This window comes from Sulfurimonas iocasae (assembly GCF_047716755.1).
Classification (GTDB): domain Bacteria; phylum Campylobacterota; class Campylobacteria; order Campylobacterales; family Sulfurimonadaceae; genus Sulfurimonas.
On record NZ_CP180409.1, the window covers coordinates 385187 to 403087 of the forward strand.

Annotated in this window: 17 protein-coding genes; all 17 read left to right on the forward strand. The window is 33.5% G+C overall.

What is annotated here, in order from left to right; all coding sequences use genetic code 11:
• Positions 1-10 precede the first annotated feature (10 nt).
• The 17 genes from ACLHDE_RS02000 to nuoK all read left to right on the forward strand — a co-directional run bounded on the left by ACLHDE_RS02000 (position 11) and on the right by nuoK (position 17900).
• Positions 11-451 carry a protein-lysine palmitoyltransferase gene (locus ACLHDE_RS02000; RefSeq protein WP_415397490.1) on the forward strand — a complete coding sequence of 147 codons (441 nt, stop codon included), beginning with the start codon at positions 11-13 and terminating at the stop codon, positions 449-451.
• A 140-nt stretch (positions 452-591) separates the two neighbouring features.
• A complete protein-coding gene (locus tag ACLHDE_RS02005; protein ID WP_415397491.1) occupies positions 592-1746 on the forward strand; it encodes a TolC family protein in 1155 nt (384 codons plus the stop codon).
• A complete protein-coding gene (locus ACLHDE_RS02010; RefSeq protein WP_415397492.1) occupies positions 1739-3742 on the forward strand; it encodes a peptidase domain-containing ABC transporter in 2004 nt (667 codons plus the stop codon). Before ACLHDE_RS02005 ends, ACLHDE_RS02010 begins: the two co-directional genes overlap by 8 nt.
• Positions 3739-3876, forward strand: coding sequence for a hypothetical protein (locus ACLHDE_RS02015; RefSeq protein WP_415397493.1), 138 nt, complete (start codon positions 3739-3741; stop codon positions 3874-3876). The genes ACLHDE_RS02010 and ACLHDE_RS02015 overlap by 4 nt, the downstream gene beginning before the upstream one ends.
• The gene (locus ACLHDE_RS02020) at positions 3877-5199 is read left to right on the forward strand and encodes an HlyD family type I secretion periplasmic adaptor subunit (RefSeq protein WP_415397494.1); all 1323 of its coding nucleotides are present in this window, start codon (positions 3877-3879) and stop codon (positions 5197-5199) included.
• Between the two features lie 287 nt (positions 5200-5486).
• Complete coding sequence (locus ACLHDE_RS02025) at positions 5487-5876, forward strand: NAD(P)H-quinone oxidoreductase subunit 3 (protein ID WP_415397495.1); 390 nt, start codon at positions 5487-5489, stop codon at positions 5874-5876.
• On the forward strand, positions 5858-6367 hold the full coding sequence (locus ACLHDE_RS02030) for a NuoB/complex I 20 kDa subunit family protein (RefSeq protein WP_373000756.1): 510 nt from the start codon (positions 5858-5860) through the stop codon (positions 6365-6367). Before ACLHDE_RS02025 ends, ACLHDE_RS02030 begins: the two co-directional genes overlap by 19 nt.
• The gene (locus ACLHDE_RS02035; protein WP_415397496.1) at positions 6367-7173 is read left to right on the forward strand and encodes an NADH-quinone oxidoreductase subunit C; all 807 of its coding nucleotides are present in this window, start codon (positions 6367-6369) and stop codon (positions 7171-7173) included. The genes ACLHDE_RS02030 and ACLHDE_RS02035 overlap by 1 nt, the downstream gene beginning before the upstream one ends.
• A gap of 8 nt (positions 7174-7181) precedes the next feature.
• Positions 7182-8423 (forward strand): NADH dehydrogenase (quinone) subunit D, encoded by a 1242-nt coding sequence (nuoD, locus tag ACLHDE_RS02040; RefSeq protein ID WP_415397497.1) that lies wholly within the window; start codon positions 7182-7184, stop codon positions 8421-8423.
• Positions 8423-8647 (forward strand): NADH-ubiquinone oxidoreductase subunit E family protein, encoded by a 225-nt coding sequence (locus tag ACLHDE_RS02045; RefSeq protein ID WP_415397498.1) that lies wholly within the window; start codon positions 8423-8425, stop codon positions 8645-8647. The genes nuoD and ACLHDE_RS02045 overlap by 1 nt, the downstream gene beginning before the upstream one ends.
• Before the next feature lie 9 nt (positions 8648-8656).
• The gene (locus ACLHDE_RS02050; protein WP_415397499.1) at positions 8657-10651 is read left to right on the forward strand and encodes an FAD-dependent oxidoreductase; all 1995 of its coding nucleotides are present in this window, start codon (positions 8657-8659) and stop codon (positions 10649-10651) included.
• A gap of 12 nt (positions 10652-10663) precedes the next feature.
• A complete protein-coding gene (locus ACLHDE_RS02055; protein WP_415397500.1) occupies positions 10664-12907 on the forward strand; it encodes an NADH-quinone oxidoreductase subunit G in 2244 nt (747 codons plus the stop codon).
• Positions 12907-15393 carry an NADH-quinone oxidoreductase subunit G gene (locus ACLHDE_RS02060; protein ID WP_415397501.1) on the forward strand — a complete coding sequence of 829 codons (2487 nt, stop codon included), beginning with the start codon at positions 12907-12909 and terminating at the stop codon, positions 15391-15393. Before ACLHDE_RS02055 ends, ACLHDE_RS02060 begins: the two co-directional genes overlap by 1 nt.
• Positions 15394-15396: 3 nt before the next feature.
• On the forward strand, positions 15397-16383 hold the full coding sequence (nuoH, locus tag ACLHDE_RS02065) for an NADH-quinone oxidoreductase subunit NuoH (RefSeq protein ID WP_415397502.1): 987 nt from the start codon (positions 15397-15399) through the stop codon (positions 16381-16383).
• Between the two features lie 10 nt (positions 16384-16393).
• Entirely contained in the window at positions 16394-17008 is a 615-nt protein-coding gene (gene nuoI, locus ACLHDE_RS02070) for an NADH-quinone oxidoreductase subunit NuoI (protein WP_415397503.1), read from the forward strand.
• Between the two features lie 11 nt (positions 17009-17019).
• Positions 17020-17595: an NADH-quinone oxidoreductase subunit J gene (locus tag ACLHDE_RS02075; RefSeq protein ID WP_415397504.1), complete on the forward strand. Its 576-nt coding sequence runs from the start codon at positions 17020-17022 to the stop codon at positions 17593-17595.
• On the forward strand, positions 17592-17900 hold the full coding sequence (gene nuoK, locus ACLHDE_RS02080) for an NADH-quinone oxidoreductase subunit NuoK (RefSeq protein WP_415397505.1): 309 nt from the start codon (positions 17592-17594) through the stop codon (positions 17898-17900). Before ACLHDE_RS02075 ends, nuoK begins: the two co-directional genes overlap by 4 nt.
• The last annotated feature ends 1 nt before the right edge of the window (position 17901 follow it).

Below are 17901 nucleotides of genomic sequence, written 5' to 3' on the forward strand. Positions count from 1 at the left end.
GGAAAAAATAATGACAAATAAAAATAAAACTTTTGAAATGAAAGCAAAACTTACAGAGGTACTAGGTGAAGCAATCTTAGTCTTAACTAGTTCGTATGCACATAGAATTACTTTTTTTATAGGAGATATAGAGTGGTTGCTTTTACCTCCTCTTTCAAAAGAACAATTTAGACTATACAGAGATAAAGACAACAAGCCAATTGGTTTGATACTATGGGCATATGTAAATAATGAAGTTGAAAAAAGACTAGAAATGGGAATAGGAAAGCTTGGTAGGAATGATTGGAACAGTGGTGAAAAATTATGGATAATTGACTTAATTGCACCAACAGGTGGTGGAGAAAAGATGCTTGAAGAACTTAAAAGTACTGTTTTTAAGTCTAAAACATTTAAGTATCAGAGTGTTGACAAAGATGGTAATAGAACAATAATTACAGCAAATGAAAAATAGAATAATAATATGAAAGTAATTATTATTTTATTTTGCTTTATAAGTATTTTATCTTCTAAAACATATGATTTGGTAGAAGTTTTTAATCTTTCCTATATAAATAGCAATGCTTTTAAAATTGCAAAATTGCAAAATTGAAAATGAAATATGTTGATGAAGATGTACAAAAAAGTGTTTCGTCATTTTATCCTAAAGTTAATTTAGATTTAGAATATATAAAACTCAATGAATATCCTGTGGTGGTAAATGGTGTTGAAGAGAGAACAAGAGATGATAGGTATGATCAAACTTTAAATGTGGAACAACTTTTATACGATAGAAGCAAATATTTAGAGTACAAAAAACAAAAAAATAATTACACACAAACATCGCTTGAAAAAGATAAAGCGTATCAACAATTAGTCTATGATGTAATTAAGTATTATTTTGAAACATTGTTTCGTAATAAGCAAATTGAACTTACAAACCAAAAATTAGAACGTTTGGAAAAGATAGAGTTAAGAGCTAAACTGAAATCAGAATCTGGCTTTATATCTAAGGCAGATTATTTAGAAGCTCAAGCTGAAAAAGGTGACCTACTAGTAAAGAAAGCACAATTGATTCTAGATTATAACTTGTCAAAATCTTTTTTGAAAAGATTAACCGGTCTTGAAAATATAGAAATTAAAAAGAAGATAGAGTTAAAAGAAGTTGATATTATGAAGATGCAAGAATATTTAAATGACATAAATGAAAATTTAGATGTAAGGATACAAAAAATGAAAATCAAGCAGGCAGATATTCAAAAAAGTATATCTGTAACTGGATTTGAACCTAGTTTATCTTTAAATTATGAATATAAAAATAATGATATTGAAGGTGTAGATGAAGAAAGAACTTTAACATTACTGCTGCAAGTACCAATATTTAGCGGCTTCTATGATGTTAATAATTATCAACAAGCAAAAATATCTCAGCTAATAGAAAAAGAGAGTATGAATCAGTTAATAAAAGATACTAAGCAAAGCATAAATAACAAGTATCAAAAAGTGAAAACATACATTGAAATAATAAAATCATATCCAGCAATAATTCAAGCAAAAGCATTTTCTCTAGAGTCCATGAGAGAAAAATTCAATGTAGGAACAAAAACAATAATTAACCTACTAGATGAAGAAAATAAGTATTTTGATAAGTTAAATAAATATACAGAATACAAATATCAATATGTTGTTGAATATACTAGCTTAAAGCAGTATACAAATAGTTTAGATGAAGAGTTTATAAAAAAAGTGAATGGATTTATAAGTGAATAATAAAACAATACAAAATGATTTAGTGCATTCATTCTTATTACTTACAAGAATGATGAATTTAGAAATAAAATACGATGATGTTATACATAAGCTTGGACGTGCTGATGAAATTATAGAAGAAGATATTATATACATTGCAACAGAGTATTTTGGATTAAAAGCTAAAAAAGTGAATCTAGTTGGCTCAAAGCTTATGAATAATCCACTTCCTGCAATTGTAAAATTAAAAAATGATAAATATTCTCTAATTTTTTCTTGTAATGAAAAGGAATATACAATATATAATTTTGATAAATCAGAAAGAATGAAAATGAATTCTGATGAGTTTAATAATATATATGATGGTGAAATAATCTTATTAGCTAAGGAAGATAATATAAATAGCACTACTATTTCAGACTTTGGTTTAGCTTGGTTTATAAAATCTTTTTTTCGACAAAATAGATTAGTTTATCATGTATTGTTTGCAGCGTTTATAATACAGATTTTTGCTTTAATTACTCCACTTTTTACTATGATTATTATTGATAAAGTTTTTAGTTCAAGTGGAAGTAGCACATTGGAAGTGTTAATAATAGGACTTTTTATAATATCAATTTTTGATTTTATTATGGGATATAGTAGAAAACATATTTTAAGTCACATGACTTCAATTATTGATGTAACGATGATAGCTAAGTTTTTTAGGCATCTGACATCTCTACCTTTAAGTTTTTTTACTTCAAAACAGTCAGGTGACACAGTTGCTAGATTTAAAGAAATAGAGTTTATCCGAAATTTTGTAAGTTCTAGTTTTTTAGCTTTAATTATAGATTTCCCATTTGGAATAATATTCTTAATAGTAATGTTCTTATTTTCTCCAATGTTAACAGGTTTTGTAATAGTTGCTATAGCCCTTATGTTTGCATTGTATGGTATTGCAAGTCCTATACTTAAAGAAAGATTGAAGAAAAAACTGGAATTATCCACAGATTCTCAGTCATATTTATTTGATTGTGTAACATCAATAGAGACAATAAAGTCAATGTCAATTGAGCCAACGATTAGACGGGAATTTGAAGAGCAATTATCAAAACAAACTAAGCACAATACTAAAACAGATGACATATCTGGAAATATTTCACAAGCGTCTTCATTTATAAATAAGTTAGTAGTTGCACTATCTTTATGGATTGGAGCATTAGCAGTATTGAATGGAGAAATGACAGCTGGTCAACTTATTGCATTTAATATGTTAATAGGACGAATTATGGCTCCAGCTCAAAGAATAGCTCAAACTTTACAACAAATATATCAGGTTAAAATATCTGTAAAAAGAGTTAAAGAAATTTTTGCTACTAACCAAGAAGTATCCATAAATGCAACAAATACAAATCTACCAAATATAAAAGGAAACATTGTTTTTGAGAATGTTTCATTTAAATATGGCGATAATTTACCAATTGTAATTGAAGATATGAATCTGAAAATACAACAAGGTGAGATTATAGGAATAGTGGGACACTCCGGATCTGGAAAAACAACCTTCACAAGATTATTACAACGATTATATTCCCCTACATCTGGAAAAATATTAGTTGATGATATTGATATTGCTACAATTGACCCTAATTGGTTAAGAAGACAGATAGGTGTAGTAATGCAAGATAATACACTTTTAAATAAAAGTATAAAAGACAATATTACTCTTGCTAATCCGAGAGCAACAATGAAAGAAATAGAAGCTGTTTGTGAAACAAGCGGGGCAAATGAATTTATTAAAAAATTACCAAATGCATATGATACAATTGTTGGAGAAAGGGGTAGCATACTATCTACTGGACAAAGGCAGAGAATTGCCATAGCTAGAGCTTTAATCAATAATCCTAGAATATTGATTTTTGATGAAGCAACAAGTGCTGTAGACTTTGAATCAGAAATAATAATTCAAAAAAATCTAAAAAAAATATGTATGGTAAAACAGTGTTTATTATTTCTCATAGAGTCTCTGTATTGAAAATAGTTGAAAAAGTAATATCAATCTATAATGGAAAGATTATAGAAGCTGGAACAAAAGATGAGTTATTAAAAAATCAAAAAAGTTACTTTGCAAATTTATGTAAAGTACAAAATATATTAAGCGAGATATAAATGAAAAAAGAAAATAATGATTTTTTACCTGGCATAGAATCTATACTATCAAGTAGACCATCTAAACTACTATGGATGATACCAACATTAATTGGAGTACTAATTGTTTCGATATTTTTATGGTTGATATATAGTAAGGTAGATGTTGTAGCTCCATCACAAGGTAAAACAATACCAAACTCTAGAATGAATTTAATTCAACCTAAAGATATAAGTATAATAGATAAAGTTTATGTTAAAAATGGGCAGAGCGTTAAAAAAGGAGATATATTAGTTAAGTTTATGAATAATATAGAAACTTTTGAAAATACTACAATGAAGACTAAACATGAAAACTTACTTGGAACATATTTAGCATTAAAATCTTTTATAAAATATATAAAAACAGAAAAAAAATATAGAATACGTAAGGATGGAAAACTTCCTAATAAAGTTGTTGATAGAGAAAATATAAAGCTTTGGATGGATATGGAATCTTATAAGTCAGAAAAGGAATCTTTAATGATAAAGATTAAAAAAATAGAACATGAAAAGAAAATGATTACAACTGAAATATCAAAAAAAGAAAAACTTTTACCATATACTGCCTTTAAAATTGAACAATTTAAACCTTTAGTTGAGAGAGGCTTAGAATCTGAAATTATGTTGAAAGATCTTGAGTATGAATTTATTGAACAAGAAGAAGATATAAAAATAAGACAAGCTGAAGCTGAAAAACTAGAAGCTGAATTAGATGTGTCAAAAAAAGAATTAGAACAGTTTAAAAATAAAAGCTTGAAAGAATCTGCTCAACTTTTAACTGATACATCAAATGAATTAAGTACATTAAGACCTGAAGTGCAGAAGAGTAACTATGTATTAGAGTTGAAATCAATAAAAGCTTCTGTAGATGGTATTATATATAATTTGAAAAATCACGCACATGGTAAGGTTGTTCAATCCGGTGAAATTATTATGGAGTTGATACCAGATGGTTCTCCTTTAGAGGTAGAGGCAAAAGTGTTAAACAGAGATATAGGTTTTATATATCTAGGACAAAAAGTTAAAGTAAAATTAGATAGCTTTAAATTTACAAAGTATGGATATATAGAAGGTGTAATAATAAATATAGAAAAAGCTTCTATATTGGATGAAAACCTTGGAGAAATTTATCCAGTTATAATACAACTTTCCGAAGATAAAATCAAAGTTGATGACAAGTTTGTACAGTTAATTCCAGGAATGACATGCACGACAGATATTATGATTGGCAAAAGAAGACTTATTGAATATATTATCTCTCCAATGATCAGATATAAAGATGAAGCCTTAAGAGAGAAATGAAAAATATGTAAGATGTCTGTATAATTCCCATTATTATAATAAATTCCACAAAATTTAATCTCAAAATTAAGCTATTTTTTAGTCTTTTTTACTCTTAATAAATGACTGTGTTACAATACTGCACGTATGTTACTAACTGGTAAAAATGACGTATCGTTTAGTAACATTTTTAGATTCTTATCATTATAGCTTCGTAAATTTAATACTCTTTTTGATATAGTGCATTAACTGTTTTTTCTAGGATAATGCGATGAAACAAAAGAAAAAATTATTTAAAGGTAGGTTATATGGAGCATATTAGCACTGCAAATCCGTATTTTGGGGTATTCGTACTATTTGTTGTAACATTTGGTGCATTCACAGCTACGACTATCATAGCTCGTTTAGCGAGTCGCGCACTAGCGGCGAAAGATAGTGAAAAGATTAGACTCTCAGTTTACGAATGTGGACCAGAGGTAACTAGACAACCAAATAGAATATCACCACAGTTTTATCTATTTGCGTTACTTTTCTTACTATTTGATGTAGAAATTATTTTTATGTTTCCATGGGCGGTAGACTTTAAACTATTAGGTTGGTTTGGTTTCGCAGAGATGTTAATGTTTATATTTTTATTAACTATTGGATTCGTATATGCATGGAAAAAAGGAGCACTTGAATGGCACAACATAAAGTAAATTATACACAAAACGCTGGTTTACCTGTAGCACTTACAAGTATTGATAAAATTGTTAACTGGGGTCGTTCAAATTCACTTTGGGCACTGACTTATGGTCTTGCTTGTTGTGGTATTGAAATGATGGCATCTGGTGCATCAAGATATGACTTTGACCGTTTTGGAACAATCTTTAGAGCATCTCCTCGTCAAGCAGATGTTATGATTGTTGCTGGAACTCTTACAAAGAAGCACGCAGAGTTTATTAAAAGACTTTATGATCAAATGACTGAGCCTAGATGGGTTATTTCAATGGGTTCATGTGCAAATACTGGTGGTATGTTTAACACATATGCAACAGTACAAGGGGTTGATAGAATAATTCCTGTTGATTTATACTTACCAGGCTGTGCTCCTCGTCCAGAGACGCTTCAGTATGGAGTAATGTTACTACAAAAGAAAATTCGTGCTAACCATGCGTCTAAAGCACAAAAAGCAAAAAGGTTAATGTAATGAGAGCATATACACCTAAAGATGATGTACAGGCTAAGCCCTATTACACAGACAGATTTTACAAGTCTCCTCAAGTTGCTAAAAGTGCACCTGAGAGTGATGAAGTTTTTGCTAAAGACTTAGAAGCAATAAAGTCTAAGTTTGAAGTATTAGATGCTTTTATTCAAGTAGAGCAAATGGTAGTTTATATTAATGCAAAAGATAACTATGGTGTTTTAGAACTTATGAGAGATGAGCTTGAATATACTCAGCTTTCAGAGATGAGTGCTATAGATTGGTTAGCTGATAGAGGTGGGTTTGAAGTTTTCTATCAAATGTTAAGTATGAATAAGCGTAAGCGTATTCGTATTAAGCTTTTTATAGAAAAAGGACAGGCTGTAAACTCTGTAGAGAAACTTTTCCGCTCGGCTGATTGGTCTGAAAGAGAGATGTTTGATATGTTCGGTATCGAAGCAAATGGGCACCCTTTTATGAAAAGAATTCTTATGCCTTATGACTGGCAAGGACATCCTCTTCTGAAAACTTACCCACTTCAAGGTGATGAGTTTGCTGCTTGGTATGAAGTAGATAAGATCTATGGTAAAGAAGCAAGAGAAGAGATTGGACCTGAAATTCGTGACACTTCAAGAGTTGACCGTTATGATTCCCAGAGATTTGCTCGTTTAGGACATGAAGTACCTAAAGGAACAGAGATTACAGGAAATGAGCCAGCAAATGAACAAGCTTACCAAGAAGACGGTGGTGTGTTCTTGATTAAGAAATTTGATAAAGAGTCATCAGTAGTTATTGATGACCCTCAGAGATAGGTAGAAATATGGCACAAATAAAAAATAGATTAACACCGTTTTTTGAAAATATCACTTTTGATAGAGATGACAATGAGCTTATCTTAAACTTCGGTCCACAGCATCCATCTGCTCACGGACAGTTACGTTTAATGCTTCACCTTCAACAAGAGATGATAGTTAAAGCTCATCCAGATATTGGATACCTTCACCGTGGTATGGAGAAGATGGCTGAGAACATGATTTACAATGAGTTCATGCCGACTACAGACCGTATGGACTATATTGCTTCATCTTCAAACAACTATGGATTTGCTCTATCAGTTGAAAAGCTTATCGGTCTAGAAGTTCCACGTCGTGCGAAAGTTATTCGTATGATGCTTTTAGAGATTAACCGTTTAATGTCTCACCTTTTCTGGTTAGCAACTACTGCTCTGGATATCGGTGCAATGACAGTTTTCCTTTTCGCATTCCGTGAAAGAGAATACTTAATGGATATTATCGAAGGTTATTGTGGAGCAAGACTTACTCACGCTGCTATTCGTATCGGGGGTGTTCCACTAGATATTCAGGATAGTTTTATATCTCAATTAAAAACTTTTTTAGATAAGTTACCTCAAAATATTAAAGATTACGAAGATCTTCTTGATACTAACCGTATCTGGTTAATGAGAATGGAAGAAGTTGGTACTATCTCTAAAGAGATGGCACTTTCATGGGGCTGTACAGGTCCTATGCTACGTGCTTCAGGTGTGGCTTGGGATATTCGTAAAGAAGAGCCTTATGAGTTATATGATGAAGTTGAGTTCAATGTTCCTTGGTCTGATAAAGGTGATAACTTTGCTCGTTACCGTGTGTATATGCAAGAGATGAGAGAGACTGCGAAGATTCTTTATCAAACAATAGATATGTATCAAGAGTGTGTTAAAAATGGAGAAACAGAGTTAATGGCTCATGCTCCTAAATATGTTTCAGCTCCAAAGCTTGACATCATGACTCAGAACTATTCACTTATGCAACACTTTGTTCTTGTGACTCAAGGTATGAGACCTCCTGTTGGAGAGGTTTATGTAGCGACTGAATCACCAAAAGGTGAGTTAGGTTTCTTTATTAACTCTCAAGGTGGAGCATACCCGTATAGACTGAAACTTCGTGCTCCGTCTTTTTGGCATACAGGTATTTTAACAGACCTTTTACCAGGTCACTACATACCGGATGTTGTTTCAATTATTGGTACAACAAACATAGTTTTTGGGGAGGTTGACCGCTAATGAAAAGATATGATTTAAGACACTTAAAAACTGAGTTTGAACCTAGAATGAAAGAAATTTTAGGAACTCATGGTGCAGGCGAAGTAGCAATCTTTTTATTTGAAATTGGTGATTTTACTCCGATTCAAAAATCAGCAGATTTAGTAAAAGAGTGTGGTTATGAGTTGATGAACTCTTTAAAGTTTAACGAAGTCGACTGGACTATCGTTGCAAAAAAAGCTTAGGAATTAATTTTGAGTAAAGTATATTTTTCTACTTGGAATGGTGAACTGATAAATAATGTTGGTAAACCTCAAGAAGAGTGGGAAGAATCAGCTTATAATTTACCTGCAACCTACGATGATCACCGTGACTCTAAAGCCTTTATAGGCTGGGATGGTGTTTCACTATTCAACGAGGATGTTGATGTAATCCGTCTGTGCATGGAATATGCTGCGCAGTACCAAGTCTACTCTGAAGCTTGTGGAAGATGTGCGCCTGGAAGATGGGGTGGCAGAATTTTATATGACCAACTAGACAAGATTGCTCGTGGTGAAGGTGCCAAAGCTGATATGGACCACTTAAAAGAGATTGGTAAAAGTATGCAAATCACTTCAAAATGTGAGATTGGCAAAACTGTTCCAAATCCTATTATAGATTTAATGACTCATTTTGAAGATGAGTTCATGGATTGTATAAACAATCAAAAACCGTCTAAGCATTATAGTGATGAGATTGGTTATATTGCAAAAATTACGGCACCTTGTACTGATATGTGTCCTGCACATGTTGATATTCCAGGTTATATAGAAGGTGTAAGAGATTTAAGATTTGATGATTCTCTTGAAGCTACTCGTCAAACAATGCCATTGGCTCATGTTTGTGGACGTGTTTGTCCGCACCCTTGTGAAGATGCATGTAGAAGAACGAATCTTGATGAACCTATCTCTATTATGGAACTTAAACGCCTTGGGGCAGATTATGAAACAGACCATGGTTTTGGTTTCTTCCATCCAATGCAAAAACAAGAAAGCAATGGTAAAAAAGTTGCAGTTATCGGGGCAGGTCCTGCGGGACTTACTACAGCTTACTATCTTGCAGCTGAGGGAACTCAGGTAGATGTTTTTGAAGAACTTCCTGTTCTTGGTGGTGAAGTTGCAGTTGGTGTACCTGAATACAGAATGCCAATTGACAAGTATAACCAAGACATAGAGTGTGTAAAAGATATGGGAGTTAATTTTATAACTAACTCTAAAATCAATGCAGATGACATGAGAAGATTTGAAAAAGAGTATGACGCAACTATGGTTGCTACAGGTACACGAATATCTAAAAAAGTTCGTTGTGATAATGAAAGACCGGAAATCGAAGGTTACTGGTCTGCAATCGAGATGCTTGACCAGATTAATCTTTGGGACAAGTATGAGATTGGTGAAGCAGTAGACTTGACTGGTAAGACTGTTGTTTGTGTTGGTGGTGGATTTACATCTATGGATGTTGTTCGTTGTTCAATTAGAGCAAATGCTAAAAAAGTTTATATGATTTATCGTCGTGATGAGAAGACTATCATTAGAAATACGACTTATGAAGAGTATCATGAAGCAGTAGAAGAGGGTGTTGAATTCCTTTTTCATTCAGCTGTTAATACTATGGTTGATGAAGGAGATGTTCTAAAATCACTTCTTATTGATAAATTTGAATTGGTGCCTGATCCAGATGGTGGTCGTGCTCAGTTAGTAAAAGTTGAGGGTGCGTCTTATACTATTGAGACAGACTTCTTAATTCCTGCAGTTTCTCAGTCGGCTGACCTTGCCCTACTTCCTGAGGAGTGGGGTATAGAGATGACATCTTGGGGAACTATAAAGACAAATGGTAAAGACTATATGACATCTCGCAAAGGTATCTTTGCATCTGGAGATTGTGAATATGGTCCTATGACTATAGTTAATGCAGTTGGCCAAGCAAAACGTGGTGCTTCTGTAATGTCTAGATTTATGCAAACTGGAGAAATATCTCTAACTGATGATGAAATAATGGAAGACCACTTACGTAAACTAAAGGTTTACGATAAGAAAGAGAAAGTTGAAGGTTGGCTTCCAGGCTTACCAAGACAAGAGAGTGAGAAACTTGATGTTGATATTCGCAAATACAACAACAAAGAAGTAAATTTAGGTTTCACACAAGAAGAAGCGATGAGCGAAGCTGACCGCTGTATGCGCTGTTACTACATCGCTATGATAGCAACATAAGGGAGGGGATATATGAGTAATTTGGTTAACTTTAAAATTGACGGTATCTCTGTAGAAGCTAAAAAAGGCGAGACTATCTTAACTGTAGCTCGTAAAAATGATATCTATATTCCTACTATGTGTTATATATCTAAAACTACACCGTGTGCATCTTGTCGTATGTGTGTTGTTGAGGCCGAGGGAGTTGAGGGTTTTGTATTATCATGCAACACTCCTCCGACTGAGGGCATAGAGATTACAACAAGTTCTCACGAGTTAGAGAATGAACGTACAAACATTATGAAACTTTATGATGTAAACCACCCTTTAGAGTGTGGAGTATGTGACAAGTCAGGTGAGTGTGATTTGCAAAACAAAACTTTAGAGTTTGATGTTGCTAGACAAAATTTTTCTGCTCGTGACCAATCACGTGAGATTAAAGATTGGGGACTCATTAATTATGACCCGTCTCTTTGTATTTTATGTGAGAAGTGTGTTCATGTTTGTAATGAAGTAATTGGTGATGATGCAATAGATGTTCAGTTTGGTGGGTATAGCTCAACTATTATTCCTAAAAATTCTGATGTTCTTGATTGTACTTTCTGTGGAGAGTGTATAGCAGTATGTCCAGTTGGTGCATTAGTGAGTTCTAACTTTAAATATAGTGCAAATGCTTGGGAACTAAGTCGTGTACCTGCTACTTGTGCTCACTGTTCTGCAGGGTGTCCTTTAGAATATGAGACAAGACATAGAGGAATAAATGGAGAAGATTCTATATATAGAGTAAAAAATAATTTTGAGTATACATCCCTATGTGGGGCAGGTCGTTTTGGCTTTGATTTTGACAATCAAGAGTCTAGTGATGAATCAGCATTTAATAATGCAGTAGAAGCTATCAATGACGCTAAAGCGATTCGTTTTTCATCTATGATTACTAACGAAGAAGCTCATATTTTACAACTTTTAAAAGAGAAGTTTGATATTAAGTTATTTAACGAAGATGCAAGAAAATTTCAAGAATTCATGAGAGCATACAGTTCTGTGAGTGGTAAACTTCATCATAGTGGCTCACTAGATGCAATTAAGCAATCAGATGCAGCGATAATTATCGGAAGTAGAATAGCTACTGATAATCCAGGTGTTAGATATGCACTTACAACTGCAGCAAAACATAATGGTGCAAAGATAGTTTATGCTCATCCTATGGAAGATGCTCTAATGCAAAACACTGTTACTCAACTTATGAAGTATGAAGTTGGTACAGAAGAGGGTGTAATGGCAATCCTTGCTAATGCTATCTTAAAAGATGCTGACCTTGATGAAGATGAGAGAGCTTTTTTTAATGATTTAGATTTAGGTTATCTTGAAGCTGAGAGTAATATCGGTAATGAAGAGATAGAGCAAATGATGAAATCATTTACAAGAGCAAAAAATCGTGTGTTAATTATGGGTAACGACCTTATTGCTCATAAGCGCTCAGATAATCTTGCAAAACTTGCAGCTATGATTGAAAAATATAGTTCATTTTCTTTAGTAATAGTTCCAAGTGAAGTAAATACTCTTGGTGCATCTCTGATTTGTGATTTGGATAAAGATGAAGATATCATAGATGTAGTGGGTTATAATGCAAAAGGTAACTTTATTATCTCATCTCTGTCTTATGCTAACCTTTCAGTACCATCTTTAAATCAGCAAGAAGGAACTTTTGTAAATATAGACAATAAAGTTCTTCCAACAAATGTTGCAGTTGGTTTTGATGGTTATACACTAAATGATATAGCAAGCGCATGTGGTGTTAAGAGCGTAAATACAGTTGATTATACTAAAGCGTTAAACAAAAAAGCTGGTTTTAAAGATATAGCTTTTGATTCTCTTGAAAACTTTTTATCACCTTATGGTGATGACAATAGAGGTTATTTGCTAGATGAAGTGACTTGTAATGCTAATGGTAAACTTGATGAACTTGATGATTTACCAGAATTCAATGGTACAATTATATATAATGCAAATCCTGTTTTACAGTTTAATGCTTATACGAATAAAACACAACAGTTAGAACGTGATAACACTCTTAGAGGTTCAGCTCAATTTGCATCAGCTGCAAAAATTTCAGATGGTGACAAAATAGAAATTAGTTTTGGCTCAAAAACTATAACAAGAGAGTTTAAACTCGATAGTGAGTTAAAAGGTACTATAGCACTAAACCCTATATTTGATGATGTAGTAGATGCAAGTAGATATAGATTTGAAAAATCCAAAATAGTGAGAGTAGTATAATGAGTAAAATTACTATAAATATTGACGGAAAAGAGGTTGAGACACAAGAAGGCGAGTTTATACTTAACGCCGCTCGTGCAAATGACATCTTTATTCCAGCTATATGTTACTTAACAAGATGTAGTCCGACACTTGCTTGTCGTATATGTCTTGTTGAAGCTGACGGCAAACAAGTTTATGCTTGTAATGCAAAAAGCAAAGACGGTATGAATATTACAACTACAACCGAAAATATTGAAAAAGAGCGTCGCGCTATCATGGAAGTATATGATGTAAATCATCCTCTTCAATGTGGTGTTTGTGATCAATCAGGCGAATGTGAACTACAAAACTATACTTTAGAGATGGGTGTAGATGTACAAAGCTATTCAGTTAAAGATGTAGATAGAAGTTCTCATGATTGGGGACATCTTCACTACGATCCAGGTCTTTGTATAGTTTGTGAGAGATGTGTAACTGCTTGTAAAGATATGATTGGAGATAACTCTTTAAAAACAATTGCTCGCGGTGCAGATGCACTAGAGGCTGAGTTTAAAGAGACTATGCCAAAAGATGCTTATGCAATGTGGAATAAGCTTAACAAATCTGTAATTGGTTTAACTAATGGAACTGATGTTCTTGACTGTACAAGTTGTGGCGAATGTGCTGCTGTTTGTCCAGTTGGCGCTTTAGTTGATACTCACTTTATGTATAAATCTAATGCTTGGGAGCTTAAGCAAATTCCTGCTACTTGTGGACACTGTTCTGCTGGATGTCAAATCTCTTACGATGTTAAACATACAAGCGTTAGCGATGATACAGAAAAAATCTACCGAGTAATGAATGAGTGGAACTATGTTTCACTTTGTGGTGCAGGTAGATATGGTTTTGACTATGAAAATAGAGTTGCATCAAAAGATGAAAAAGCATTTGCTTCTGCTATAGAGGCTTTCAAAAAAGCTGATACGATAGAGTTTACTTCTACTATTACAAATGAAGAAGCTTATGTTCTTCAAACTTTAAAAGATAAGCATGGTTATAAGCTTGTGAATAATGAGGCTAAATCATTTCAAACTTTCTTGAGAAACTATAGTGAGATAAGCGGAACAATGCTTTGGGGAAATGACCTTAAAACTACGCACAACTCCAACTTTGTAATCTCTCTTGGAGCTGCTCTTAAGAGCGACAACCCAAATGCTAGATATGCACTAAATAACTCAATGACTGTAAATAAGGGTGCTGGTTTATACTTCCATCCTGTAAAAGATCCAATTATTGAAGATCTTGGAAAAAGTATTATGACAGTAAAACACGCTCCACTTCAAGAAGAAGCTGCTTTATACTTTATCTTAGACCTATTTGGAGATAAAGAAAAACTGCCTAAGAAAGTAGTTGAGTATTTAGAAACTTTTCATTCTGAAAAAACTATCACTGTAGAAGAGACTATCAAAGAAGAGATAGTTGAAATCGTTAAAGAGATGAAGCTTAACGAAGAGAGTGGTGAGGAAGAAGAAGTAGAAGTTGAGAAAAAGAAAATGGTTCCTAAAAAAGTATCTAAAGAAGTTGTTGTAGATGATAACGCTCTTTTAGCACTTTTAGGTGCAGATGATAACTTTATGGAAGAGTTAGATAAAAATCTAAAGAAAAAGGATACTTTTGCAATGATAGTAGGACCTGATTTATATAATCATCCAAATGCAAAAAATCTTGCAAGACTTGTTGGTTTAGTTGAGAAGTGTAGTGATATTGAACTTACTATGATTCCACCACTTACCAACTCTTTAGGTGTAGCACTTATCTGTGAGCTTGATGATGAGCGTGGTTCATACAGTGTTGGTTATAACGTAAGCGGAGATTTTACTATATCTGCTTTAGGTAATGGCGACTTAGATATGCCTGCAATAAATCAACAAGAAGGAACACTAACTTCTATCAACAAGAGAGTTAATCCTACAAATGCAGCACTATCATATAATGGCTATGAGTTAAACGACATAGCTAATGAGCTTGGAATGAGTGCCAAAAATGTAATCGAATATACAGCTTCTCTTCCAACATCAGTTGGTTTTAAAGCACAAGAGTTTGATAACTTACCAAACCATTATGAAAATGATGGCACAGAAGTTAGAGGATACCTTCTTGAGAATGTAAAAATCAAAAGAAGTACTAACCAAAATGTAGAACCATTTAGTGAAGATAAGTTAGAGGGAACACTGATTTATCTTGCAAATCCTGTAAGACAGTTCACTGATTTCACAAATAAAACTACTAATCTTGATGAGATTGCCGGTCTTTATATGAGTGAAGAGTTCTTGAGCAAGTCAGAACTAAATGAAGGGGATAGTGTGAGAGTTAAAAATGATAATGGAGAGATTATTGTTAATATTGTAAGTGATAATAAAATTGCTGGCGATATAGCAGTTCTACCAACATTTGATTCTAAAATAAATTCAGAGGCTTTGTTTAGCGGATACCGTTTTGCAACAGCTTCGATTGAAAGGGTGTAATATATGGAAACAGCATATTTAATTGAAACGGTTATAAAAATCGTTGTAGTTTTACTTGTCTTTTCTGCACTAGCGGGGATTGGAACTTACTTTGAGCGTAAAATCCTTGCATTTATGCAGCGTCGTCTTGGACCAATGAATGTTGGTCCTTACGGATTACTTCAAGTAGCAGCGGATGGTGTAAAACTTTTTACAAAAGAGGATATTATCCCAACTAATGTAGTTGCTCCTATCTTTAAGATAGCACCAGTTATTACTGCTGCTACTGCATTTATGGCAGCTGCTGCGATTCCATTTTTACCATCGTTCACACTTTTTGGATATGAAGTTCATCCAATAGTTGCTGACATTAATATTGGTATTTTATATATTCTTGGAATCATGGGTGTTGGTCTGTATGGTCCACTTCTTGGTGGTATGGCCTCAGCTAATAAGTTTGCACTTATCTCTGCTGCTCGTGGTGCTGCTGTATTTATCTCTTATGAGGTTGTGACAGGTCTGTCTATTTTAGCTCCGATTATGATGGTTGGTTCTTTATCACTTATTGATTTCAATGAATATCAAGCAGGTGGTATAACTGATTGGATTATTTGGACTCAACCTGTTGCATTTATTTTATTTTGGATAGCTGCATTTGCTGAGACTGGTCGTACACCATTCCATCTTATTGCTAATGACCACGAAATTATTGATGGTTTTGGTACTGAATATTCTGGTATGAGATGGGGACTTTTCTTCATCGGTGAGTACGCAAATATGTTCTTTATCTCATTTGTTATTCCTCTACTTTTCTTAGGTGGATATGGAGACGGTAGTTTTCTTGGTGCGTTAGGACTACTTGGTAAAATGGCATTTTTCTTTTTCTTCTTCTTGTGGACAAGAGCTGCTTGGCCAGATGTAAGACCGGATCAATTGATGTGGTTATGTTGGAAAGTATTAATGCCAATCGCAGTTTTAAACATCTTAATTACTGCAATAGTATTGATGTAAGGGGGTAATGATGAAAAATGAACAATTTAATAACAGAGATATCTCTAACGAATACTTTAAGGTAGACATTGAAGATTATCCAACTGATCCATGGGGTAAGTTTATAAGAGTAGTGAAAAGAACATTCAGAGGCGAACTATTTGTTGGTCTATGGGTTGTTATGCGTGAGATGATTAGATTTGATATCCATACTATTAGTTATCCTATGGAAAAGATGCCAATAGGTCCTAGATACCGTGCTGTTCATGAGATGAAAAGATTATGGGAATCAGATACTGAGAGATGTATTGGTTGTGGACTTTGTGAAAAGATATGTATATCTAACTGTATTAGAATGGACACTAAGATTGATGAAAATTCTCGTAAAGAAGTTAGTGAATATACAATTAATCTTGGTCGTTGTATTTTCTGTGGTTATTGTGCTGAAGTTTGTCCAGAGTTAGCTATTACTCACGGTGGTGAGTATGAGAATGCATCTGAGCAAAGAGAACATTTTGTTGATTATGCAGCGATGCTTACGCCACTAGATAAGATGAAGGCCGGGACTCAACTTGAGTTTGAAGGTTTTGGTGCTATTACACCACATGAAGATGAGCGTGTTAAAAAAACACCTCTCGCATATTAAGGAGTTTGGGTATGTTTGAAGCGATTGCTTTTTATTTGTTTGCTTTTTTAACAATAGCGATGTTTTACATAACGGTAACAACATCACAAGCGTTATATGCTCTAACAGCATTAGCAGCAGGAATGATTTTTATATCAGCATTTTTCTTTATTTTAGGTGCTGACTTTTTAGGTGCGGTACAGATTGTTGTTTATTCTGGTGCTGTAATGGCTCTTTATGCGTTTGGTATGATGTTCTTTGATACAACCAGAGATATTAAAGAGAAAAACGGTAACAAGTATCTAGTTACGGGTTTAGCTACAATTTCTGCAGTTTTAATGGTTGTGATATTCGCTGCTCCAATCCTTGGAGATAATATTACAGCTCTTTATCCAATGGTAGAGGGTGCTGGTAATACTCAAGAGATAGGTATAGTTCTTTTTACTAAGTATCTTGTTCCTTTTGAACTTGCTGCTGTAATGTTACTTGTTGCAATGGTTTCAGGTATTGTTTTAGCTGGTAAGAAAATGGATCTTTCTCTTACTCTTATGAGTGATGCTGAGATTGAAGACATAAGAAAAGAAAAAAATAAAAAGGTACTTTCATGATGGAAATAGGACTTAACCACTATCTTGTACTTTCTACAATCTTATTTTCTATCGGTTTGATAGGTGTAATGAGAAGAAAGAACCTTCTAATGCTGTTTTTCGCAACTGAAATATTACTAAACTCTGTAAATATTGCTTTTGCTGCGATTTCACACTATTATGGTGACTTAACTGGCCAGATGTTTGCATTCTTTGTAATTGCAATCGCTGCTTCAGAAGTTGCTGTAGGACTTGGTCTACTTATTGTTTGGCATAAACGACATAACGCTATTGACCTTGATTTAATGTCAACGATGAAAGGATAGA